The sequence below is a fragment of the Chthoniobacterales bacterium genome (assembly GCA_018883245.1).
Lineage (GTDB): Bacteria > Verrucomicrobiota > Verrucomicrobiia > Chthoniobacterales > JACTMZ01 > JACTMZ01.
Map to the genome: position 1 here is coordinate 1 of VEQL01000029.1, position 21,499 is coordinate 21,499.

Genomic DNA, 21,499 nt, shown 5'->3' on the forward strand with positions numbered 1-21,499 from the left:
GATGCGATGATAAAGAGCTACATCGCCGAGCAGGAGGGAGAGCCTGTCCACGATGACGGTCAATTTCTAATTGACGATGTGCCGCCGAAGGCAAACCTACCGTCTTCTAGACGGTAGTTGTTTTAGTCAAACTCAAGATCATCTCTATCCACATTCCGCAAATCACGCGGGTTCGAATGCAGCGCGCATGCGCCGGACAAAAACGCTTGCGCGTTGTGGGGAGTCCGCAGATTTTTCAGCCATGGCCATCTACGTTTACGAGACGATCCCGGCGGGCGAGGGGCAGCCGGTGCGCACCTACGAGATCCGCCAAAGCATGAAGGATGCGGCGCTGTCCAAGCACCCGGAGACGGGCGAATCGATCCGCCGCGTGATCACGGGCGGTCTCGGGGTCATGACCTCGGCAAAAGGTGCTCCTGCGCCGCGGCCCGCTTCCGGCGGACATTGTTGCGGCGGGGGTTGCGGCTGCCACTAGCCTCGACGCCCGGGGCCGGGCACGCTATACGAGCGCGCATGACTATTCTTCGCGCCATCTGTTGCTTGATGATTTTTTCCGTGGCGGTGATCGCGGAAGAAGCGCCGGTGATCACAGTGCGCAAGGGCGATCGCGTTTCGCTGACGCTCTCGCCGATCGGCGGACCCGCGGGGGCTGCCGTGACAAAGGTTTTGCAGAACGACCTCGACCTTGCCGGTTGGTTCGACCTTGTCGATGCGGCAAGGGCCTCTTACACGGTCTCCGGAACGGCGGGCGGCGGCTCCTTGCAAGGCAGGGTCACGGACAGCGGAGGAGCCGTTGTTTTGTCGAAATCTTACACCGGTGGCGACCGCGATGCCGCCCACCAGTTCGCCGACGACATTGTCGAGACGTTGACGGGAAACCAAGGCATCGCGACGACGAAAATCGCTTTTGTCGGCACGGCAAGCGGGGCCAAGGAAATTTATATCGCCGATTACGACGGCAACAACGCGCGCCGCCTGACCAGCGACCGCAGCATCAGCGTGGCGCCATCGCTCGGGCCCGGTGCCCGCAACCTCGCCTACACCGGCTACCACGAGGGTTATCCGGATGTTTATGTCATCGATGTGGCCACGGGTTCCCGTCAGCGCGTGGTGAAGGCTCCGGGCACCAACTCTGGCGCGGCCATATCGCCCGATGGTGGGTCGATGGCTCTCACGATGAGCAAGGACGGCAATCCTGAAATCTACGTGACCGGGTTGCGCGGCGGCTTGGCCAAGAGGTTGACGCGCACGCGGGGCGTGGAATCCTCGCCGACTTGGTCGCCGGACGGCCGCGAACTGATTTATTCGTCGGACAGCGGTGGAAGCCCCCAGCTCTATCGCATCGGTGCGGGAGGTGGTGGTGCCAGCCAGATCCCGACCGGCTACGGCTACTGCACTGACCCGAGTTGGTCGGCGGATGGTAAAAAGGTCGCCTTCACGGTTCGCTCGGGCGGGTTCTCGGTGGGGGTGATGGATCTTGCGGGCGGCGGGGCGCGTGTCGTTGCCTCGGGGCAGAATCCCGTGTGGGGTCGGGACTCGCGGCACGTCATTTTCAGCAGCGGTTCGAGCCTCATTCTCCTTGACGTTCCGACCGGGCGGGCCACAACTATCGTTAGCGGTTTGGGCAAAGTGAGTGAGCCGACTTGGTCGCGCTGATCCGGCCGCGCCACACAACATGAAAACTCTCCGCTTCGGGAATTTTGTTTGTCTAACGCTTCTTGTTGCCGGGCTGGCCTCCTGCAAAACCCGTGATCAGTTCGGGGGCGCCGATGGCGACTACATCAACGGTGTGCCGTTGCCCGAGCGCCGGGACGGCGCATCGTATTTGGGCGGCAATGTTTCCAAGGGGCAATACCCGCCCGTGCAATTCGGTTTCGACAGCGTCGAGATCGGCGCCTCCGAAGCCGGCAAAGTGGAGACTGTCGCCCAAGCCATGAAAAATTCGCGCAGCGACATCATCATCGCCGGCTTCACCGACGAGCGCGGCACCGAGGAATACAACCGCGGCCTCGGCGAGCGGCGTGCGCAGGCCGTGCGCGAGAAGCTCATCGGCCTCGGCATCAGCGGCGCACGCATCCAGACCGTGAGCTTCGGCGAGGAAATGCCGGTCGACTCCGGAGGTGGCGAAGCCGCCTGGGCGGCCAACCGCCGCGCTGAGTTCGGCCTGATCCGCTGAGTTTTCCCGTGTCCGTCCCTTTGCTGGATTTGCGCCTGCAATACACGCAGGTGAAAGACGATGTGCAGCGCCGCATCGAAGCGCTGTGCGAGAGCCAGCAGTTCATCCTCGGCCGCGCCGTCGAGGAGATCGAGGAGGCCATCCGTGACTACACGGGCTGCGGGCACGCCATCGGCACCTCGTCCGGCACGGATGCGCTGCTCGCCATTCTCATGGCCATGGGTATCGGTCGCGGCGACGCGGTCATCACCACGCCCTACACGTTCTTTGCCACGGCCGGCTGCATCCACCGCGTCGGCGCGGAACCGGTCTTCGTGGACATCGACGCCGCGACCTACAACATGGATCCCGCGAAGCTCGAGCAATGCCTGCGCAAAAAATGTCGCAGCGGCCCCGACGGACGACTTGTCACCGCCGCGGGCAACCGCGTGCGGGCGATCATGCCCGTGCACTTGTTCGGCTGCGTGTGCGACATGGACCGCATCGGTGCCCTGGCCAAGGAATTCGATCTGCCCGTCATCGAAGATGCGGCGCAGGCCATCGGCGCGGATTATCCCTCGAAGTCCGGAAAGACGCAGCGCGCCGGTGCGATCGGCGAGGCGAGCTACTTCAGCTTCTTCCCGTCGAAAAATCTTGGCGCGTTCGGCGACGCGGGCATGGCGACGTGCCGCGAGGCGGACCTTGCCGCGCAGATCAAACTCATGCGCAACCACGGGATGGGCGTGCAATACCATCACGAAAAAGTCGGCGGCAACTTCCGCCTTGATGCGCTCCAAGCCGTCGTTCTCTCGGCCAAATTGTCCCGTCTCGACGAATGGCACGCTGCGCGCCGCCACAACGCAGCGCTTTATCGCGAAGAGTTCGGCAAGCTCGGACTGCTCGACCGCATCACGCTGCCGGTCGAGCCCTACGCCGCGTCCGGCCTGAAGAATCACCACATCTACCATCAATATGTCATCCGCGTGCCGGACCGCGACAAAGTGCGCGAACAACTTACCGCGGCCGGCATCGGTTGCGCGGTTTACTATCCGGTCCCGCTTCATTTGCAGGAGTGCTTCGCCCCGCTCGGCCACTCCGCGGGCGATTTTCCCGAGTCGGAGAAAGCTGCCCGCGAATCGTTGGCGCTGCCCATTTATCCCGAGTTGACAGGTGAACAAATCCGCGAGGTGACGGGAGCTTTGGCCTCGGTTTTGAACTGAGCCGGCGGAGGCAAAGGCCGGTCGGTAAATTTTTTCAGAAAATCTCTTGCGGTAAATAATCTGTCCGCTAATCTCCTACGTCCCGCACACTGTCGGGGGTTCGCGAAAAACCACGTTCGCGTGGTTTTTTTGTCGCCTGAAAACGGCGGCGGAATTTTCAGAAGCATGCCTACGATCAACCAACTTGTCCGCAAAGGACGCCGTAAAGTGACTTTGAAGTCAAAGTCCCCGGCGCTCGTCAATTGTCCACAGCGCCGTGGCGTCTGCGTGCAGGTCATGACCCGCACGCCGAAGAAACCCAACTCAGCTTTGCGCAAGGTTGCCAAGGTTCGCCTGACCAACGGCCAGGAAGTCATCGCCTACATTCCGGGCGAGGGCCACAACCTCCAAGAGCACTCGATCGTGCTCGTGCGCGGGGGCCGCGTGAAGGACTTGCCGGGCGTGCGTTACCATATCGTCCGCGGTTCGCTTGACACGCTCGGCGTGGATGGCCGTCGTCGCGGACGCTCCAAATACGGCGCCAAGCGACCGAAAGCCGGCGCCGAAGCCAAGAAATAAACCCTGATCTTTCCCAACCATGGCACGCAGACGCAGAGCAACAAAAAGGACCACCCTCGGTGACAGCCGCTACGGCAGCCCGATGGTCACGCGGCTCATCAACACCGTGATGCGCAGCGGCAAAAAGTCCGTGGCCGAGGGCATTGTTTATACCGCGATTGAAAAATCGCGCGAAGGCAGCGAGTCGGTCGATCCCCTCGACGTTCTCAACAAGGCGCTCGACAACGTGCGCCCGCGGCTCGAGGTGAAATCCCGCCGTGTCGGCGGCGCCACCTACCAGGTGCCGATGGAAGTTCCGGCCGAGCGCCAATACGCCTTGGCCATGCGTTGGCTCGTCAGTTTCGCCGCCAAGCGCAAAGCCGTTCCGATGAAAGAAGCGCTGGCCATCGAACTCAAAGACGCCGCTTCCGGCCAAGGCAACGCCATCAAGAAGCGCGACGAAATGCACAAGATGGCCCAAGCCAACCGCGCTTTCGCCCACTTCCGTTGGTAAAATTTGACGTAACCGCTCTTTCTCATGTCCGCCACTGCCACAGCACCCGCCACCGCCGCGAACCCGAATTCGCCCGACCGCGCGTTCCCGCTCGAGCGCACGCGTAACATCGGCATCTGCGCGCACATCGACGCCGGCAAAACCACGCTGACCGAGCGCATTCTTTTTTACACCGGCATGATCCACAAGATCGGTGAGGTGCACGAGGGCACTACGGTGACCGACTGGATGGAGCAGGAGCGCGAGCGCGGCATCACCATCACCTCCGCCGCCACCACTTGCTCGTGGTTGCAGAAGCCGGAGAAGGACGTCTTCAAGCTGTTCGAGAACATCAAGCAGCGCGTCAACATCATCGACACCCCCGGCCACGTGGACTTCACCGCCGAGGTGGAGCGTTCGCTCCGCGTGCTCGACGGCGCGATCGCCGTGTTCTGCGGTGTGGCCGGCGTGCAACCGCAGTCAGAAACCGTCTGGCGCCAGGCGACAAAATACAACGTCCCGCGCATCGCTTTCGTCAACAAGATGGACCGCACCGGCGCGGACTTCGAGGCGGCCGTCGAGAGCATGCGCACCAAACTCGGCGCGAACGTCTGGCCCATCCTCATCCCGCTGGGCAAGGAGGATAACCTGCGCGGACAAATCGACGTCGTTAACCAGAAAGCCATCCTTTACTCGGACAACGACGTGATGGGCTCGACCTACGAGGTCGCGGAAATTCCCGACGACCACAAGGAGATGGCCAAGAAAGCCTACGAGGATCTCATCACCCAGATGACCGACCTCGACGAGGAAATCGGCATGATGTTCCTCGAGGAGAAGCCGATCACCAAAGAAGACCTCAAGGCCGCCATCCGCCGCCAGACCATCGCGAACAAGTTCGTCCCGGTCGCCGGAGGTTCCGCGTTCAAGAACAAGGGCGTGCAATATCTCGTCGACGCCGTGGTGGATTATCTCCCGAGCCCGCTCGACATTCCGCCGGCCAAGGGTCAGGACCCGGACGACGCCACGCCGATCGACGCCGCGGCCAACGACAACGGCAATTTCGCCTCCCTCGCTTTCAAACTCTGGAGCGATCCGTTCGTCGGCAAACTCGTCTTCTTCCGCGTTTACTCGGGCAAACTTTCCAAGGGCGACACGGTCTACAACCCGCGCACGCGCAAACGCGAGCGCATCAGCCGCCTCATCCAGATCCAGGCCGACAAGCGCGAGGACATCGACACGTGTTACTCGGGCGACATTGCGGCCATCGTCGGCATCAAGAACATCACCACGGGCGACACGCTCTGCGACGAGGATCACGCCATTCTTCTCGAGCCGCCTTCGTTCCCCGAACCGGTCATCTCCATGGCCATCGAGCCGAAGACGAAGATCGACCAGGAAAAAATGGCCACCGCGCTGCAGCGCCTCGCCGAGGAAGACCCGACCTTCCGCGTCTTCACCCACGAAGAAACCGGCCAGACGATCATCGCCGGCATGGGCGAGTTGCACCTCGAAATCATCCGCGACCGCATGATGCGCGAGTTCAAGGTCGATGCGAACGCCGGCAAGCCGCAGATCGCCTACAAGGAAACAATCCTCGCGGCGGCCGACGGCGAAGGAAAACTCATCAAGCAGTCCGGCGGACGCGGTCAATACGGCCACGTCATCGTCAAGGTCGCCCCGAACGAGCGCGGCAAGGGCCTCACCATCGAGAACAAAATCGTCGGCGGCACCATCCCGAAAGAATACATCCCGGCCTGCATCAAGGGCATCGAGGAAGGCGTGCTCAACGGCATCATCGGCGGCTATCCTGTCATCGATCTGCATGTCGACATCGTCGACGGCTCGTTCCACGAGGTGGACTCGAACGAAATGGCGTTCAAACTCGCCGCGATTTTCTCGCTCAAGGACGCGCTCAAGAAAGCCAAAGCCATCCTGCTCGAGCCCGTCATGAAGGTGGAGAACATCACGCCCGACGAGTTCCAGGGCGACATCATGGGCGACCTCAACCGCCGCCGCGCCAAAATCCAGGGCATCGAGACGAAGGGCAATCTTTGCACCGTCACCGCCGACGTGCCGCTGGCCGAGATGTTCGGTTACGCCACGGCGATCCGCTCGCTTTCCAAAGGTCGCTCCTCCTACTCGATGGAGCCCTCGCATTTCGAACAAGTGCCGGCGCAGGTTCTTGCTGCCGTCCTCGACAGCCAGAAGAAATAACGACCATGGCCGCACAACGCATACGCATCCGCCTCAAGGCATTCGACCACATGCTGCTCGACCGCTCGGTCCTCGAGATCGTCGAGACAGCCAAGCGCAGCGGCTCCGCCGTCGCCGGCCCCGTGCCGCTCCCGACCAAAATCGAGCGCTGGACCGTCAACCGCTCCCCGCACGTGGACAAAAAGTCGATGGATCAGTTCGAGCGCCGCACCCACAAGCGTCTTCTCGACATCATCGACCCCACCGCCAAAACGGTGGACGAACTCCGCCGCCTCAACCTGCCGGCCGGTGTCGACATCAACATCCAAATTTAGTCGTAAACATGAGCCTCGGACTACTCGGTAAAAAACTCGGCATGACCCGCGTCTACAACGACAAGGGCGTGTCAACGCCGGTCACGGTCATCGCCGCCGCGGGAAACAAAGTCCTGCAGGTGAAAACCGCGGACACCGACGGCTATGTCGCGGTGCAGGTCGGTTTCGACGACCAGAAAGCTTCGCGCGTCAGCAAGGCGCAGAACGGTCACTTTGCGAAAACCTCGTCGTCGCCGAAGAAATTCATCCGCGAGTTCCGCGGCGCCGCGTTGGATGCGGGGGCGGACGTTCCCGTCACCACCTTCGAAGTCGGACAGTTTGTCGACGTCATCGGCCAATCGAAGGGCAAGGGCTTCCAGGGCGTGATGCGCAAGCACAACTTCCAAGGCCAGCCCGCCAGCCACGGTTCCATGATGCACCGCCGCACCGGCGCCATCGGCAACCGCTCCACGCCGGGCCGGGTCTGGAAGAACCAAGGCATGCCCGGGCACATGGGCGACGAGCGCGTTACCGTGCAGAATCTCCAAGTGATCCAAGTCCGCGAGGAAGACGGCATCATCCTCGTCAGCGGTGCGGTCCCCGGCGCGAAGGGCACCTATGTTGTTGTCCGCCCGGCCAAGAAAAAATCTGCCGCCAAGACCAAGTAAGCCATGAGCGCCAAAGTTCTCACCGCCGCCGAGGCCAAGAAGGCCAACATCGCCATCATTGAAAACGGCAAAGGCACGCAGGCTGTCCACGATGTGGTCACCGCCCTGCGCGCCAACCGCCGCACCGGTTCGGCCAACACCAAGACGAAGGCCGACGTCAATCTCTCGGGTGCCAAACCCTGGCGCCAGAAAGGCACGGGCCGCGCCCGTGCCGGTTACAAATCCTCGCCCATCTGGCGCGGGGGCGGCGTGGTCTTCGGACCCAAGCCCCGCGATTATTCGAAGAAAACTCCCAAGTCGGTGCGCAAGCTGGCCCTGCGCAAAGCGCTCAGCGCTCGCATTCTCGCCGGCGATGTTCTCTTGGTGGAAGCCCCCTCGGTTCCGGACGGCAAGACGGCCAAGTTTGTTGCCTACGTCCGCAAGAATGCCAAGGACGCTCGCAATGTCCTGCTCGTTTCGCCCGCCTTCGAGGAGACGACCTTCCGCGCCGCGCGCAATGTGGGCAACGTGTTGCTCGTCAGCGCGGCCGATGTGAACCCGGAGCACCTGCTCCGCTACGACAAAATTCTCGTGACCGGCGACGCCCTCGCCAAAATTTCCGAAAGGACGGCAGCATGAAAGAACCCTTCGACATCATCCGCACCGTCCGCCTGACCGAGAAGGCGGCCCACCTCACCGAAAAGGGGAACAAATACGTTTTCGAGGTCAATCCCGCGGCCAACAAGCTCGAGATCAAGCAGGCCATCGAGAGCCTCTTCCAGAAGAAAGTCGCTTCGGTCAACACCGCCAACTACGCCGGCAAGAAAAAGCGCGAACGCCGCGCCGACTTCGGCCGCCGTCCGCATTGGAAGAAGGCCATCGTCACGCTCAAGGAGGGCGAAAAACTCGACCTCGTCTAAGGAGATCACACGCCATGGCACTCAAAACTTTCCGCCCGCTCACGCCGTCCGCGCGCTTCAAAGTCCTCCCGTCCTTCGAGGAGATCACCAAAAAGAAGCCGGAGAAGAGCCTGGTCACCACGCGCAAGCGCACCGGCGGCCGCAACAACCAAGGTCGCCTGACCTGCCGTCACATCGGCGGCGGCCACAAGCGCAAGCTGCGCCTCATCGACTTCAAACGCCGCAAGCACGGTGTGTCCGCCGACGTTGTCGCGATCGAATACGACCCGAATCGCACCGCCCGCATCGCCCTGTTGCAATACTCCGATGGCGAGAAGGCCTACATCCTTGCGCCCGACGGTCTCAAAGTCGGCATGAAAGTTTCGTCCGGTCCCGAGGCCGCTCCCGAACTCGGCAATTCTCTGCCGCTGGAGCGCATCCCGCCCGGCTCGGCCATCCACAACATCGAGATCGTTCCCGGTCGCGGCGGTCAGGTTGCGCGCAGCGCCGGCCAGCAAGCATTCCTCAACAACTTCGAGGCCGGCTACGCGCTGGTCAAAATGCCCAGCGGTGAAATCCGCAAAATCGTCGGCGCGTGCTACGCGACGATCGGGCAAGTCGGCAACACCGACCACATGAACGTCTCCGGCGGCAAAGCCGGCCGTTCGCGCTGGCTCGGCATCCGCCCGACTGTGCGCGGCATGGTCATGAACCCCATCGATCACCCGATGGGCGGCGGCAACGGCAAATCCAAAGGCGGCGGCGGACGCCAGCACCCGGTCAGCCCGTGGGGCCAACTGAGCAAAGGATTCAAAACCCGCAAGAAACACAAGCCGTCGGACCGCTTCATCGTCGAGCGTCGCAAGAGCAAGAAGAAGAATTAAGCCATGGGCAGATCACTCAAAAAAGGGCCGTTCGTCGAAGCCCACCTTCTCGAAAAGATCGACCGCATAAACGAAGGCGGCTCCAAAAAGCCGATCAAAACCTGGTCGCGCCGCTCGATGATCACGCCGGACTTCGTCGGTCACACGTTCCTCGTTCACAACGGGAAAATTTTCAATTCGGTTTTCGTCACTGAGAACATGGTCGGGCACAAGCTCGGCGAATTCTCGCCCACGCGCATCTTCAAGAAACACGGATCGCATACGGCGAAAGTGACGAAATAAACGTGGCCTCGTTCGGCAGGCTCGTCCTGGCCGGGTGTCTAACGATCACCCTCGCCGGGAACGCCGCCGCTCAAAGCCGCAGTTCTTTGACAGACCGGGATTCTGGGGACGCCGCGAAAACGGCGCGCCTCAACGAACAGCTCCTGCTCGCGCGGGAGTCGATCCGCAGCCTTACCGAAAGCCTGGCCCTCGCCAACAGCGAGGCCGAGGTCTTCAAGCGCCAAGCCGAGGATTTGCAGGCCAAATTCGACGCGCTTGCGCCCGGAAGCAAAAGCGACGGGGATATCGAGGAACGCCTGCTTTCCACCGTGAACGAACTCACGCGCCAGCAGAAAGAAAACGCGTTGCTCCTCGAGCGTCTTCTCGGGCTTGCGGAAAGCGTGCAAGTCTTCCTCAAAAGCGTGGAGACGTCCGACAACGACGACGGCGATGCTTTCATCAGGAAACTCGAAGCCAAGGCGGCGCAAAAATCCGACGCCGTGGCCGGCGCCGAAGCCAAAGAGCTGCTCGAAACGATCAAACGCAACCAGACCGCGCAGGCCGAGGCCCGCGCCTCGCTTGAAAGTGAACTGCGCGCCGCCGACCGCATGCTCGGCGTCGGCGCCACCGACGATCTCGACGCGCAGGCCGCGCGAGCCACGCTCACCGATGCCGCCGTGGTCGAGGTCAAACCCGAGTTCGCGCTCGTGGTGGCCAATATCGGCCGCGAAGCCGGCGTTAAGATCGGGATGCCTTTCCAAGTATGGCGCGACAACCGCCGGGTCGGCGAAGTCCGCGTCATCGACGTGCGCGACCGCATCAGCGGCGCCGTCATCCAGAATCTCGTCTCCGAAGAGGACCCGATCAAAACGGGTGACCGCCTCCGCGTGGACACCCGAAGATAGGAAAAACCCAAACCAATAAAAATTTAACAACATGGAAACCAGGTCGATCTACAGATTCGCCCGCATCTCGCCTTTCAAGGCGCGCGAGGTGACGCGCGAGATCCAGGGACTGCCCGTGCAGCAGGCCCTCGATCTGCTCGCCTTCACGCCGAAGAAGGCCGCCGTGCTCGTTGCCAAGACGCTCAAGAGCGCCGTCGCCAACGCGGAGAACAACCATCAGGCGCGCCCCGAAGCCCTCGTGGTCCGTGAAGCCGTGGTGGGTGAGGGGCCGACCTTGCAGCGTTTCCAGCCCAAGGCCCGCGGCAGCGCCGGCCCGATCCGCAAACGCACCAGCCACATCCGCATTATCGTCAGCGACGAAATCGAGATCAAAACCCGCGAGTCGAAAAAAGCCGGGAAGAAAAAAACCGCTTCCAAGAAACCCGCGGCGAAGAAGAAAACCGCCGCGGTCAAATCAGAGAGCAAGCCGGCCGCCGAATCACCTGCGCCGGCCGAGACCGCCGCACCCGCCGCGGAGGAAACCAAATAACACCATGGGACAAAAAGTTCATCCGATAGGCTTCCGCCTCCCCGTCTCCCGCGACTGGGGATCCAAGTGGTATGCCCCGCGCAGGGAGTTCGCCGACCATCTCCACGCCGATCTCAAGATCCGCCAATACCTCAAGAAGAAGCTTCGTCAGGCCGCTGTCTCGAAGATCGTCATCGAGCGCGCCTGGAACAGCCTTCGCGTCACCATCTACACCGCCCGCCCGGGCTTGGTCATCGGCCGCAAGGGGTCGGAGATCGAGACCATGACCAAGGAAGTCGCCGCGCTCAGCGGTGACCGCCAGGTCAAGATCGACATCCAGGAAATCCGTTCGCCCGAGACCGACGCCCAGCTCGTCGCCGAGAGCGTGGCAGGACAACTCGAGCGCCGCATTTCTTTCCGCCGCGCGATGAAAAAGGCCGTGCAGATTGCCATGGAGCAGGGTGCGCTCGGCATCAAAATCCGCTGCTCGGGACGTCTCGGCGGTTCGGAAATCGCCCGCACCGAATGGTATCGCGAGGGCAAAGTGCCGCTCCACACCATGCGAACTCCGATCGACTACGGTTTCGCCGAGGCCGAGACCACGGCCGGCAAAATCGGCATCAAATGCTGGATTTGCAAAGCGGAAGAAGCCGCCCCGAAAGTTTCCGTCCGCGAGGACAAACCCGCCGCCGAAAGCGCGCCGGCCCCCGCTCCCGCCGGAGTCCAATAAGAATTTAAGGAGATACCGCCATGCCCTTGATGCCCAAACGCGTGAAGTTCCGGAAGTCCCAGCGGGGAAGCCGCAAGGGAACCGCGTCGCGCAACACCAACATCGACTTCGGCGAATTCGGGCTGCAGACGCTCGACCGCGCTTGGATCACCAACGTGCAAATCGAGGCCGCCCGTGTGGCTCTCACGCGCAACATGAAGCGCAAAGGCAAACTCTGGATCCGCATTTTCCCCGACAAGTCCGTCACCGCGCGTCCGCCCGAAACCCGAATGGGCAAAGGCAAAGGCGCGCCCGAATACTGGGTCGCCGTCGTGCGTCCGGGGAACATCCTTTTCGAGCTGGACGGCGTTCCTGAGAGCGTCGCCCGCGAATCCCTGCGCCTCGCGGCCAACAAGCTGCCGATCCGCACCAAGTTCATCACCCGCCACCACGCATCCTGACGCCATGAAGACCAAGGAAATCGCCGAACTCAGCGTGGATGAACTCCGCGGCCGCAAGCGCGAGCTGCGCCACGAAATTTTCAACCTCCGCCTGCAGCAGCAGAGCGGACAGCTAGAGAAGCCGTCCCTCATCCGCACGCTGCGCCGCGAGGCCGCCCGCGTGGAGACCTTCCTCTCGCAAAAAATCAAAGCAGCAGCAGCCAAATCATGAGCGACACCGCCACCACCACCGCCCCCGCCGCGCGCGGGATCCGCAAAACCCTCGTGGGCGAGGTCGTCTCGGACAAGATGGACAAAACCGTCGTCGTCCGGACTGTCAGCCGCGTCCCGCACCCGCGCTTCGGCAAGATCGTCAAGCAGGTTGCCAAATTTCACGCCCACGACGCCAAAAACGAGGCGAAGACAGGCGACACCGTGCGCATCGCGGAAACCCGCCCGCTGAGCAAGACCAAGCGCTGGCGCCTCGTCGAAATCATCAAACACTAAGCCCGCCATGATCCAGCTCCGCTCCCGTCTCGACGTAGCCGACAACACCGGCGCCCGCATGGCCACCATGATCGGCGTCATCGGCAAAAAATCCGCCTTCGCCCGTGTCGGTGATGTCATCACCGCCAACGTCAAGGAGGCTTCCCCGGGCGGCACGGTGAAAAAAGGCGAGGTCGTCCGCGCCGTCATTGTCCGCACCCGCCAGCCGCTCAGGCGCCCCGACGGATCGGCCCTGCGCTTCGACACCAATGCCATCGTCATCATCGACAAGGATCTCAATCCGCGCGGCACCCGCATCTTCGGTCCCGTGGCCCGCGAACTGCGCGAAAAGAATTTCATGAAGATCGTTTCCCTCGCTCCGGAGGTGCTATGAACCGCGTCAAAACACACGTCAGCAAGAACGACATCGTCCGCGTCATCACCGGCAACCACCGGGGTGCCGAGGGCAAAGTGCTGCAAGTCATCCGCGGCAAGAACCAGGTGCTCATCGAAGGGGTGCGCATGATCAAGAAGCACACGCGCAAATCACAGGAACACCCGAACGGTGCCGTCGTGCAGAAAGAAGGCCCGATCCACATTTCCAACGTGAAACGGATCGAGGCCGCCAAGAAGGAGGACGCCAAGCCCAAGACGAAGGCCAAGGCGAAGTAACCCATGGAAGTCGAACTTTACAAAGAATACACCGCCAAGGTCGTGCCGGCGCTCCAGCAGAAGCACGGCTACAGCAACCCGCACCAGATCCCGCGCGTTTCCAAGGTCGTGGTCAACACCTCGATCGGTTCCTCGCAGGACACAAAAGAAGCGCTGGAGATCGCGGTCAATGAGCTGAAGACCATCACCGGGCAGATGCCCGTGCGCACCAAGTCGAAGAAGAGCATCTCGAACTTCAAGCTGCGCAAGGACCAGCCGATCGGTGCCAAGGTCACCCTTCGCGGTCGCAACATGTATGAGTTTCTCGAGCGCCTGATCAAAATGTCGCTTCCGAAAATCCGCGACTTCCGCGGTATTTCGCCGAAAGCCTTCGACGGTCAGGGCAACTACACTCTCGGCGTCGCCGACCAGAGCATTTTTCCCGAGATCGAACTCGACAAGATCAAGCGCAGCGTCGGTTTCGACGTCACCATCGTGACCACGGCCCGCACCGACGAGGAGGCCAAGTCGCTGCTCGCCGAACTCGGCATGCCGTTCACCGACCGCGCCAAGAAACCCGCCGACAAGAAATCCTGATGACCTCCAACGATCCCATCGCCGACCTCCTCACCCGCCTGCGCAACGCCAGCCGCGCCCGCAAGGCCGAGTTGCTCGTGCCCTATTCCCGTCTCAAGGCCGACATGGCCGCCATCCTCAAAAAGGAAGGCTACATCGCGGACTTCGAGGTGAAATCCGAAGGGCGCCCGCACCTGCGCATCGTCAACAAGTTCTCCGACAAGACCCCGGCCATCACCGGCCTCAAGCGCGTCAGCCGCCCCGGCCTTCGCCGCTACGTCGGCGCCGACGACATCCCGCGGGTTCTCGGCGGCATGGGCATTTCCATCATCTCCACCCCGCGCGGGGTGCTCAGCGGGCGCGAGGCGCGCCGTCAGAAAGTCGGCGGCGAATTGCTCGCCTTTGTTTGGTAAGGAGGAACTGAAATGTCACGCATCGGCAACAAACCCGTCACCCTCCCGGCAAAAGTCAAAGTCAACGTCGGCGCGGATCGCTCCGTGCAGGTCGAGGGTCCGAAAGGCAAACTTTCCTGGCGCCTGCCCGAGGGCATCGAAGGCAAGGTCGAAGGCGAAGCGCTCAAACTCGAGCGCAAGTCCGAAAACCGCCAAGTCCGCGCCCTCCACGGTCTCGCTCGCGCTCTCATCAACAACATGGTCACCGGAGTGAGCAGCGGCTTCACCCGCAACCTCGAGATCCAGGGCGTCGGCTTCAAAGCCGCGGTGCAGGGGCAGAAACTCAATCTTTCGCTCGGCTTCTCGCATCCCGTGATTTTCGAAATTCCCAAGGACATCAAGATCACGGTCAACGAAAACACCAAGCTCGTCATCGAAGGCATCGACCGCCAGCTCGTCGGTCAGGTTGCGGCCAACATCCGCGCCTACTACCCGCCGGAGCCTTACAAGGGCAAGGGCGTGCGTTATGCCGACGAGCAAGTCCGCCGCAAGGAAGGCAAAACCGTCCAGTAACCGCCATGACACGCCACGACAGCATCCAACTCCGCCACAAGCGCATCCGGAAAAAAGTTTCCGGCACCGCCGAGCGTCCGCGCCTCGCGGTCAACTTCTCCGGCCGCCACATCCGCGCGCAGGTCATCGACGACACCAAGGGCGTGACCCTCGCCGCGGCCAGCACGCAGGAAAAAGCAGCCAAAGCCGGCGCCAACGTGGCCAACGCGCAGAGCGTGGGCAAACTCGTGGCCGACCGCGCCAAGAAGAAATCCATTTCCAAAGTCGTCTTCGACCGTGGCGGCTTCCAATACATGGGCAAAGTGAAAGCCCTCGCCGACGCCGCGCGCGAAGCCGGCCTCGAATTCTAAAAAGACCATGCCTCCTAACGCACGCAACACCGGACGCCGCGACAACCGCGGACCCAAAGAACCCAAAGAACCGTCCGATACGGTCGAGAAAGTCGTTTTCATCAACCGCTGCGCCAAAGTCGTCAAGGGCGGACGCCGTTTCAGCTTCAGCGCGCTCATCGTCACCGGTGACCACAAAGGCCGCGTCGGTTGCGGGTTCGGCAAAGCCAAGGAAGTCAGCGAGGCCATCCGTAAAGCCTCGGACTCCGCGCGCAAAGCCATGAAAAATTTCTCGCTCGCCGAAAACACCATCCCGCACGAGGTGACCGGCGAATTCGGCGGCGGCCGCGTGCTGCTCCGTCCCGCCTCTCCCGGCACCGGCATCATCGCCGGCGGCGGAGTGCGCGCCGTCTGTGAAGCGGTCGGCATCCGCGACGTGCTGGCCAAATCGCTCGGCTCGAACAACCACGCGAACGTGGTCAAAGCGACCCTCGAAGCCCTTTCGAAACTCCGTCCGCGCGAGGAAATCTTCCGTGTGCGCGGCATCAAAACCAAGACCACCAAAGCGGAAGCGGCGGCCGAAGTCGCCACCGCCTGACCACCATGCGACTGCACAATCTCTCACCCCGTCCCGGCTCGAAAAAACGCCGCAAGCGCCTCGGCTCCGGCGAAAGCTCCGGCCGCGGCAAGACCAGCGGCAAAGGCCACAAGGGCCAGAAAGCCCGCTCCGGCGGCAGCATCCGCCTCGGATTCGAAGGCGGACAAATGCCGCTCATCCGCCGTTTGCCCAAGCGCGGATTCAACAACGCCGCATTCAAGCTCCGCTACGCCATCGTCAACCTCGATGACCTCAACGACTTCGCCGACGGAGCAACCATCGACGAAGCCGCCCTCCGCAAGGAAGGCCTTGTGCGCGGGACCATCGACGGCGTGAAAATCCTCGCCCGCGGCGAATTGACCAAGAAAGTCACCATCACCGGCGCCAAATTCAGCGAGGCGGCCAAGCGCAAGATCGAAGCCGCAGGCGGCCGGATTTCCTGATCGGATGATCGCGGCAGACAAGGGGGCACGACCGGCGCCGGCGACGAAATGACCGCTCCACTGCCATGATCTCCGCGTTCACCAACATCTTCAAAATCCCGGAGCTGCGGCAACGCGTGCTCTTCACCCTGGCGATGGTCGTCATCGTCCGCGCCGGTTCGGTGATCTCGACTCCGGGCGTGAATGTCGAGGTCTTGCGCCAGTGGTTCCTTAATGTGGCCGATGCGCAGGCGGGGGGCGGCGTGGCCGCGCTCTTCAACCTCTTCAGCGGTGGCGCCCTCGGGCACGCGGCCATCTTCGCGCTCGGCATCATGCCCTACATCAGCGCTTCGATCATGCTGCAGCTGATGACTGCGGTGATTCCCAAGCTCGGACGCCTGGCCCGCGAGGACGGCGGCCGCCAGAAGATTTCCCAATACACACGCTACCTCACGATCGTTCTCTGCATTTTCCAGGGTTACCTGTTGGCGCTTTCGTTCGAGAGCCCGCAATCGAACCCGTTCCTTCCCGGCATCACCGACACCATCAACCGCCTCGGCATCCCGCTGGTGTCCGACCCGGGCTTGGGATTCCGCCTGCTGACCGTCATCACGCTCACTGCGGGAACCATGTTCCTTGTCTGGCTCGGTGACCAGATCACCGAGCGCGGCATCGGCAACGGCATTTCCATCATCATCACCGTGGGTATCCTCGCGCAGCTGCCCGCAGGCCTCATCCAGGCATGGCGCACGTTCGTTCCTTCCGGTGGCGAGGTGGCCGCGATGAGCCCGGTCGTTCTCGTTCTTCTCATCGCATTCCTCATCATTGTCATAGCCGCGGTCATCGCGGTGACGCAGGCCACACGCCGCATCAGTGTGCAATACGCCAAGCGTGTCGTCGGGCGCAAAGTCTACGGCGGGCAGACGCAATACATGCCGCTCAAGGTCAACTACGCGGGCGTCATGCCGATCATCTTCGCGCAGGCCATCCTCCTCTTCCCGTCCACGATCTTGAACATGGCCTTCCCGTCGCAGCGTTGGGCCAGCGAGCTGTCCTCGATGCTCGCCACCGGCTGGCCGCATTACGTGCTCTTCGGCGGGATGATTTTCTTCTTCAGCTATTTCTGGGTGGCCACGCAGTTCCAGCCGGCGCAGATCGCCGACGACCTCAAGAAATACGGCGGCTTCATCCCCGGCGTGCGTCCCGGCAAACCCACGGCCGACTTCCTCGACTACACCATGACCCGGCTGACTTTCGCGGGTGCGATTTTCCTCACGGCCATCGCCGTCCTGCCGCAGCTGCTCTCGCTGCAGATGAACGTGCCCTACATGACCGCACAGTTCTTCGGCGGAACCGGCGTGCTCATCATCGTGGGTGTCACCCTCGACACCATGCGCCAGGTCGAGACCTATCTTTTGCAGCGCCACTATGACGGCTTCCTGCGCCGCGGCAAATTGCGCGGACGCTTCGAGCGCACCTCGGGAGGCGCGGGTCGCGTCATTTCCTCCAACGCTCTCGTGTGGATCTGGGCGGGCATCGCCATTCTCGTCATCGCCGGCACCGCGGCTTATCTCGCCAGCGGGCGCTAGGAGCCGCATTCGTCCGTGTCAGACCGGTTTCCTTTTCTTTCCTCGATGATCCCGATCAAGAACGAGCGCGAGATCGAGGCAATGCGCAAAGCCTGCCGGGTCGCGGCCGAAGTCTTGGACAAATTGGAAAATCTCGTCACGCCGGGCATGGCGACCCGCGACATCGACGAAGCTTGCGCCGATTTCATCGCCGAGGCCGGGGCCAAAAGCGCCTTTCTCGGCTACCGCAAATTCCCCGGCAACCTGTGCGTCTCCGTCAACGAAGAGGTCGTGCATGGCATCGGCGGCGACCGGCGCCTCGCCTACGGGGACATCCTCAAACTCGATGTCGGCATCGTCAAAGACGGATGGATCGGCGACAACGCCACCACCATACGTCTCGGTGTCGTGCCTCCCGCGGTGGATGGACTCGTCGAGCACACGGCACGCATCCTCCACGACGTCATCCCGCACGTCAGGCCCGGCAAACGGGTGGGGGACATTTCCGCTTTTATCGAACAAGCCGCCTTGGCCCATGGCTATTCCGTGGTCCGCGAATTCGTCGGTCACGGGGTCGGACGAAAACTCCACGAAGAGCCCCAGATCCCGAACTACGGCAAGCCCGGCCGGGGTCCCAAGCTCAAACCCGGCATGACCTTGGCCATCGAGCCGATGATCAACCTCGGGGCCAGCGCCGTGCGCGTGCTGGAGGACAAATGGACCGTAGTCACGGCCGACGGCCTGCCCTCGGCGCATTTTGAACACACTGTGCTGGTTACAAAAGATCAACCAGAAGTTTTGACATGGCGAAAAAAGACGCTATTGAAGTAGAAGGCAAGGTTGTCGAGTTGTTGCCGAATACGATGTTCCGGGTGGAATTGCCAAACGGACACCGTATCCTCGCACACATCTCGGGCAAGATGCGCCTGCACTTCATTCGCATTTTGCCGGGTGATTCGGTCATGCTGGAGTTGTCTCCTTATGACTTGAGCAAGGGACGCATCACCTACCGCAAGAAATAAAAGGACCAAACCGATGAAAGTAAGAGCTTCAGTCAAGCGCCTCTGCGAGAGCTGCCGGATCATCCGGCGGAACAACGTCGTGCGCGTTGTTTGCAAAAACCCACGCCACAAACAAAGACAAGGATAACACGCTTATGCCACGCCTCCTCGGGGTGGAAATTCCGCCCAATAAACGTATCGAAGCATCCCTGCCGTATATTTACGGCATCGGGCCGACCGTCGCCAAACGCGTCCTCGCCGAAGCTTCCATCGACCCCAACCTCCGCGCCAAAGATCTCTCGCCCGAGCAGATCTCGCAGATTGTCCACGTCATCACCAGCAACGGCATCCTCATCGAGGGTGACCTCCGCCGCGAATTGCAGGGCAACCTCAAGCGCCTGCAGGCGATCAACTGTTACCGCGGCATACGTCACCGCCGCGGCCTGCCCGTGCGCGGGCAGCGCACCTCGACCAACGCCCGCACCCGCAAGGGGCCGCGCAAGACGGTCGGCGTGCAGAAGAACCCGGACGCCAAGGCCGGCAAAGTCTAAGCCCCACGTAAAATGAGCGAAGAAACCAACAACGAATCGCAGGACGCCAAGCGGAAGGAAGAAACCGCCGAGCATCATCCCGAGGCGCCCGAGACCAAAGCTGTCGAGGCCAAGGAAGCCGCTGCCGCCGAGGCGAAGCCCGCCGAGAAAAAGGCCGCCAAGCCGAAAGCCACCAAGGGCAAAACAGCGAAGAAAAAAGAAGGCGAAGCCAAAGCCGCCGAAGCCGCCGCGCCCCAGTCGGGCGACGACATTCTTTCTCTCGACGCACCCGTCGCTCCGCCCAAGATCGTCAAGGCCAAGGGCAGCAAGAACGTCACCCAAGGCATTGCCCACGTGCTGGCCACCTTCAACAACACCATCGTCAGCATCACCGACCCGCGCGGCTCCGTCCTCGGGGCGTCCAGCGCCGGCAAAGTCGGCTTCAAAGGCTCGCGCAAAAGCACGGCCTACGCCGCACAGCTCGTGGCGCAGGATGCGGCGCGCCAAGCCATGGGGCACGGACTCAAGGAAGTTGAAGTTCGTGTCAAAGGTCCCGGTGCCGGACGCGAATCCGCCATCCGCGCGCTGCAAGCCATCGGCCTCGAAATCACTGTCATCAAGGACGTCACACCCGTTCCCCACAACGGCTGCCGTCCGCCGAAAGCCCGCCGCGTGTAATGCCCTGGCTGAAAACTGAACACTTCAAACTGTAAACTCTTCCTATGGCACGTCACACCGGACCCAAGACCAAATTGAGCCGCCGCTTCGGCGTATTTCTCGTCGGCTCGCCCAAGCATTTCGAGCGCCGCAGCTACCCGCCCGGCATGCACGGACAAAAAGGCATGCGCCGCAAGACCTCGGAATACGGCCTTGCCCTTGCCGAGAAGCAAAAGCTCAAAGCGCAATACGGCGTGCTCGAGCGCCAATTCCGCCGCTACTTCGAAACCGCGCTCTCCCGCCGCGGCATCACCGGCGAAACGCTCCTGCAACTGCTCGAAACCCGTCTCGACAACATCGTTTACCGGCTCGGCTTCGCCCGCACCCGCACCGCCGCGCGCCAGATGGTTTCGCACGGCCATGTGAAGGTCAACGGGCGCAAGTGCGACATCTCGTCGTCCAACCTCAAGCCCGGTGATGTGGTCGCGATCAAGGACTCACCCAAGCCCCGTGCCTTGGCTGCGCGCCAGATGGAAGCCACGCAGATCCGCACCGTGCCCGATTGGCTCGTCGTCGATCGCGACAACTTCAGCGGCACCGTCTCGCGCATCCCGACCCGCGACGAAATCGCCCCGGTCGTCAACGAGCAGCTCGTCGTCGAACTCTACTCGCGCTAAGAAGGAAAAACTTTCTTCCTCGCAAACGCCGTCCCGCCCGCGCAGGACGGCGTTTTTCTTTGCAGAAGCGGATTCCTGTTCGCCATGGCCCTGCCCGAGAGGGTTGCGGCGCTTTTCTTCCGTGGCTGCGTCGCGGCGCCCGGGACTGTATCGCAGAGGATACAGCCGCTTCGCTTGCGCCTTGCGAGATATTGGCGGACTTTTTTTGGTGTGGATGCCGTTTTGACGTCGGCAAAGTGAGTCAGTGCTCTTGGCTCGCTTGGCTCAGCGACCGAGTGTGTTCAAATATCGCTCATACTCGTCGTGTGGGCCGATCCAAAACCAAACCAGCCCCGCCGACGAGTCATAGGCCAAGACCCGGAAGTCCAAACCAACACGCGCCGACCACAGGCGTCCGGCCTTCTTCAGTTGCAAAGAGGGATGCCGTGGATCGTGCTTGAGCAGTTCGAAATTCTTATCGGCCAGCGCTTTGATCTTCTTGGGAAGGCGATCATAGTGCTCCCAGAAGGATTTCCGTGCGAGGTGCTTCACAGCGGACGGATCTCGCCGCGCTTCAGCTCCTCATCGATTTCGGCGAACACTGCGTCGAACTTTCCGTCCTCCGCGTCACGGCCGATCTGCTGGTCCCAAGCGTCGGCACGAAACTTCTCGAACCACGCCGAAAAACGAGCGAACTGATCCCGCTCCAGCTTGGCTACTTCCTGCTCGATTTGTTCGACGCTCATCGAAGGAGGATAGCGTGCGGGCGCATGCATCGCAAACTTGGATTCGGAGTGATGGCTCTCACCAAGGCACGGAGAGCACGGAGTCTTTGTCGGTTTTCCTCAGCGCTCTCTGCGCCTCTGTGAGATTGACTGGCTTCCGAACGCCG

The 21,499-nt window shown here is 62.0% G+C and carries 36 protein-coding genes; 34 read left to right on the forward strand and 2 right to left on the reverse strand.

Annotated features, from left to right (window positions below; genetic code table 11):
- The first annotated feature begins 241 nt into the window (after window positions 1-241).
- From FGM15_09930 to rpsD, 34 genes are all read left to right on the forward strand, one after another.
- Window positions 242-475 carry a zinc ribbon domain-containing protein gene (locus FGM15_09930; protein MBU3666174.1) on the forward strand — a complete coding sequence of 78 codons (234 nt, stop codon included), beginning with the start codon at window positions 242-244 and terminating at the stop codon, window positions 473-475.
- Window positions 476-513: 38 nt separating this feature from the next.
- Complete coding sequence (locus FGM15_09935; protein MBU3666175.1) at window positions 514-1,656, forward strand: biopolymer transporter Tol; 1,143 nt, start codon at window positions 514-516, stop codon at window positions 1,654-1,656.
- A gap of 19 nt (window positions 1,657-1,675) precedes the next feature.
- On the forward strand, window positions 1,676-2,176 hold the full coding sequence (locus FGM15_09940; protein ID MBU3666176.1) for an OmpA family protein: 501 nt from the start codon (window positions 1,676-1,678) through the stop codon (window positions 2,174-2,176).
- 8 nt (window positions 2,177-2,184) lie between these two features.
- Window positions 2,185-3,375, forward strand: coding sequence for a DegT/DnrJ/EryC1/StrS family aminotransferase (locus tag FGM15_09945; GenBank protein MBU3666177.1), 1,191 nt, complete (start codon window positions 2,185-2,187; stop codon window positions 3,373-3,375).
- 165 nt (window positions 3,376-3,540) lie between these two features.
- The gene (locus tag FGM15_09950; protein MBU3666178.1) at window positions 3,541-3,933 is read left to right on the forward strand and encodes a 30S ribosomal protein S12; all 393 of its coding nucleotides are present in this window, start codon (window positions 3,541-3,543) and stop codon (window positions 3,931-3,933) included.
- A 19-nt stretch (window positions 3,934-3,952) separates the two neighbouring features.
- The gene (gene rpsG / locus FGM15_09955; protein MBU3666179.1) at window positions 3,953-4,426 is read left to right on the forward strand and encodes a 30S ribosomal protein S7; all 474 of its coding nucleotides are present in this window, start codon (window positions 3,953-3,955) and stop codon (window positions 4,424-4,426) included.
- Window positions 4,427-4,450: 24 nt separating this feature from the next.
- On the forward strand, window positions 4,451-6,622 hold the full coding sequence (gene fusA / locus FGM15_09960) for an elongation factor G (protein MBU3666180.1): 2,172 nt from the start codon (window positions 4,451-4,453) through the stop codon (window positions 6,620-6,622).
- Between the two features lie 5 nt (window positions 6,623-6,627).
- A complete protein-coding gene (gene rpsJ / locus FGM15_09965) occupies window positions 6,628-6,936 on the forward strand; it encodes a 30S ribosomal protein S10 (protein MBU3666181.1) in 309 nt (102 codons plus the stop codon).
- Between the two features lie 8 nt (window positions 6,937-6,944).
- On the forward strand, window positions 6,945-7,583 hold the full coding sequence (locus tag FGM15_09970) for a 50S ribosomal protein L3 (protein ID MBU3666182.1): 639 nt from the start codon (window positions 6,945-6,947) through the stop codon (window positions 7,581-7,583).
- Between the two features lie 3 nt (window positions 7,584-7,586).
- The gene (gene rplD, locus FGM15_09975; protein MBU3666183.1) at window positions 7,587-8,201 is read left to right on the forward strand and encodes a 50S ribosomal protein L4; all 615 of its coding nucleotides are present in this window, start codon (window positions 7,587-7,589) and stop codon (window positions 8,199-8,201) included.
- Window positions 8,198-8,482, forward strand: coding sequence for a 50S ribosomal protein L23 (locus tag FGM15_09980; protein ID MBU3666184.1), 285 nt, complete (start codon window positions 8,198-8,200; stop codon window positions 8,480-8,482). Before rplD ends, FGM15_09980 begins: the two co-directional genes overlap by 4 nt.
- Before the next feature lie 14 nt (window positions 8,483-8,496).
- A complete protein-coding gene (gene rplB, locus FGM15_09985; protein MBU3666185.1) occupies window positions 8,497-9,345 on the forward strand; it encodes a 50S ribosomal protein L2 in 849 nt (282 codons plus the stop codon).
- A gap of 3 nt (window positions 9,346-9,348) precedes the next feature.
- Window positions 9,349-9,627: a 30S ribosomal protein S19 gene (rpsS, locus tag FGM15_09990; protein MBU3666186.1), complete on the forward strand. Its 279-nt coding sequence runs from the start codon at window positions 9,349-9,351 to the stop codon at window positions 9,625-9,627.
- A gap of 2 nt (window positions 9,628-9,629) precedes the next feature.
- Window positions 9,630-10,511 (forward strand): hypothetical protein, encoded by an 882-nt coding sequence (locus FGM15_09995; GenBank protein ID MBU3666187.1) that lies wholly within the window; start codon window positions 9,630-9,632, stop codon window positions 10,509-10,511.
- Between the two features lie 31 nt (window positions 10,512-10,542).
- Complete coding sequence (locus FGM15_10000; GenBank protein ID MBU3666188.1) at window positions 10,543-11,040, forward strand: 50S ribosomal protein L22; 498 nt, start codon at window positions 10,543-10,545, stop codon at window positions 11,038-11,040.
- A gap of 4 nt (window positions 11,041-11,044) precedes the next feature.
- A complete protein-coding gene (gene rpsC, locus FGM15_10005; protein ID MBU3666189.1) occupies window positions 11,045-11,749 on the forward strand; it encodes a 30S ribosomal protein S3 in 705 nt (234 codons plus the stop codon).
- Between the two features lie 20 nt (window positions 11,750-11,769).
- On the forward strand, window positions 11,770-12,189 hold the full coding sequence (rplP, locus tag FGM15_10010) for a 50S ribosomal protein L16 (protein ID MBU3666190.1): 420 nt from the start codon (window positions 11,770-11,772) through the stop codon (window positions 12,187-12,189).
- A gap of 4 nt (window positions 12,190-12,193) precedes the next feature.
- Window positions 12,194-12,400 carry a 50S ribosomal protein L29 gene (locus FGM15_10015; protein MBU3666191.1) on the forward strand — a complete coding sequence of 69 codons (207 nt, stop codon included), beginning with the start codon at window positions 12,194-12,196 and terminating at the stop codon, window positions 12,398-12,400.
- Complete coding sequence (rpsQ, locus tag FGM15_10020) at window positions 12,397-12,675, forward strand: 30S ribosomal protein S17 (protein MBU3666192.1); 279 nt, start codon at window positions 12,397-12,399, stop codon at window positions 12,673-12,675. The genes FGM15_10015 and rpsQ overlap by 4 nt, the downstream gene beginning before the upstream one ends.
- A 7-nt stretch (window positions 12,676-12,682) precedes the next feature.
- Complete coding sequence (rplN, locus tag FGM15_10025; GenBank protein ID MBU3666193.1) at window positions 12,683-13,048, forward strand: 50S ribosomal protein L14; 366 nt, start codon at window positions 12,683-12,685, stop codon at window positions 13,046-13,048.
- Window positions 13,045-13,326, forward strand: coding sequence for a 50S ribosomal protein L24 (locus FGM15_10030; GenBank protein MBU3666194.1), 282 nt, complete (start codon window positions 13,045-13,047; stop codon window positions 13,324-13,326). The genes rplN and FGM15_10030 overlap by 4 nt, the downstream gene beginning before the upstream one ends.
- Before the next feature lie 3 nt (window positions 13,327-13,329).
- Window positions 13,330-13,902 carry a 50S ribosomal protein L5 gene (gene rplE, locus FGM15_10035; GenBank protein ID MBU3666195.1) on the forward strand — a complete coding sequence of 191 codons (573 nt, stop codon included), beginning with the start codon at window positions 13,330-13,332 and terminating at the stop codon, window positions 13,900-13,902.
- Window positions 13,902-14,294: a 30S ribosomal protein S8 gene (gene rpsH / locus FGM15_10040; GenBank protein ID MBU3666196.1), complete on the forward strand. Its 393-nt coding sequence runs from the start codon at window positions 13,902-13,904 to the stop codon at window positions 14,292-14,294. Before rplE ends, rpsH begins: the two co-directional genes overlap by 1 nt.
- Before the next feature lie 12 nt (window positions 14,295-14,306).
- A complete protein-coding gene (locus FGM15_10045) occupies window positions 14,307-14,846 on the forward strand; it encodes a 50S ribosomal protein L6 (GenBank protein MBU3666197.1) in 540 nt (179 codons plus the stop codon).
- Window positions 14,847-14,851: 5 nt separating this feature from the next.
- The gene (locus FGM15_10050) at window positions 14,852-15,196 is read left to right on the forward strand and encodes a 50S ribosomal protein L18 (protein ID MBU3666198.1); all 345 of its coding nucleotides are present in this window, start codon (window positions 14,852-14,854) and stop codon (window positions 15,194-15,196) included.
- Between the two features lie 7 nt (window positions 15,197-15,203).
- On the forward strand, window positions 15,204-15,773 hold the full coding sequence (locus FGM15_10055) for a 30S ribosomal protein S5 (GenBank protein ID MBU3666199.1): 570 nt from the start codon (window positions 15,204-15,206) through the stop codon (window positions 15,771-15,773).
- 5 nt (window positions 15,774-15,778) lie between these two features.
- Window positions 15,779-16,216 carry a 50S ribosomal protein L15 gene (locus FGM15_10060; GenBank protein ID MBU3666200.1) on the forward strand — a complete coding sequence of 146 codons (438 nt, stop codon included), beginning with the start codon at window positions 15,779-15,781 and terminating at the stop codon, window positions 16,214-16,216.
- A gap of 65 nt (window positions 16,217-16,281) precedes the next feature.
- Window positions 16,282-17,784: a preprotein translocase subunit SecY gene (gene secY, locus FGM15_10065; GenBank protein MBU3666201.1), complete on the forward strand. Its 1,503-nt coding sequence runs from the start codon at window positions 16,282-16,284 to the stop codon at window positions 17,782-17,784.
- Window positions 17,785-17,829: 45 nt separating this feature from the next.
- Complete coding sequence (gene map / locus FGM15_10070) at window positions 17,830-18,594, forward strand: type I methionyl aminopeptidase (protein MBU3666202.1); 765 nt, start codon at window positions 17,830-17,832, stop codon at window positions 18,592-18,594.
- A complete protein-coding gene (gene infA / locus FGM15_10075) occupies window positions 18,567-18,785 on the forward strand; it encodes a translation initiation factor IF-1 (GenBank protein ID MBU3666203.1) in 219 nt (72 codons plus the stop codon). Before map ends, infA begins: the two co-directional genes overlap by 28 nt.
- A gap of 13 nt (window positions 18,786-18,798) precedes the next feature.
- Window positions 18,799-18,912 (forward strand): 50S ribosomal protein L36, encoded by a 114-nt coding sequence (gene rpmJ / locus FGM15_10080; protein ID MBU3666204.1) that lies wholly within the window; start codon window positions 18,799-18,801, stop codon window positions 18,910-18,912.
- 7 nt (window positions 18,913-18,919) lie between these two features.
- The gene (gene rpsM, locus FGM15_10085) at window positions 18,920-19,315 is read left to right on the forward strand and encodes a 30S ribosomal protein S13 (protein MBU3666205.1); all 396 of its coding nucleotides are present in this window, start codon (window positions 18,920-18,922) and stop codon (window positions 19,313-19,315) included.
- A gap of 12 nt (window positions 19,316-19,327) precedes the next feature.
- On the forward strand, window positions 19,328-19,972 hold the full coding sequence (gene rpsK, locus FGM15_10090) for a 30S ribosomal protein S11 (protein MBU3666206.1): 645 nt from the start codon (window positions 19,328-19,330) through the stop codon (window positions 19,970-19,972).
- 44 nt (window positions 19,973-20,016) lie between these two features.
- Window positions 20,017-20,628 carry a 30S ribosomal protein S4 gene (rpsD, locus tag FGM15_10095; GenBank protein ID MBU3666207.1) on the forward strand — a complete coding sequence of 204 codons (612 nt, stop codon included), beginning with the start codon at window positions 20,017-20,019 and terminating at the stop codon, window positions 20,626-20,628.
- A gap of 264 nt (window positions 20,629-20,892) precedes the next feature.
- Here the strand turns inward: rpsD and FGM15_10100 are convergent, their stop codons facing one another.
- Window positions 20,893-21,159, reverse strand: a complete 267-nt coding sequence (locus tag FGM15_10100) for a hypothetical protein (protein MBU3666208.1) — start codon at window positions 21,157-21,159, stop codon at window positions 20,893-20,895.
- Window positions 21,156-21,383 carry a hypothetical protein gene (locus FGM15_10105; GenBank protein MBU3666209.1) on the reverse strand — a complete coding sequence of 76 codons (228 nt, stop codon included), beginning with the start codon at window positions 21,381-21,383 and terminating at the stop codon, window positions 21,156-21,158. Before FGM15_10105 ends, FGM15_10100 begins: the two co-directional genes overlap by 4 nt.
- Between the last annotated feature and the right edge of the window lie 116 nt (window positions 21,384-21,499).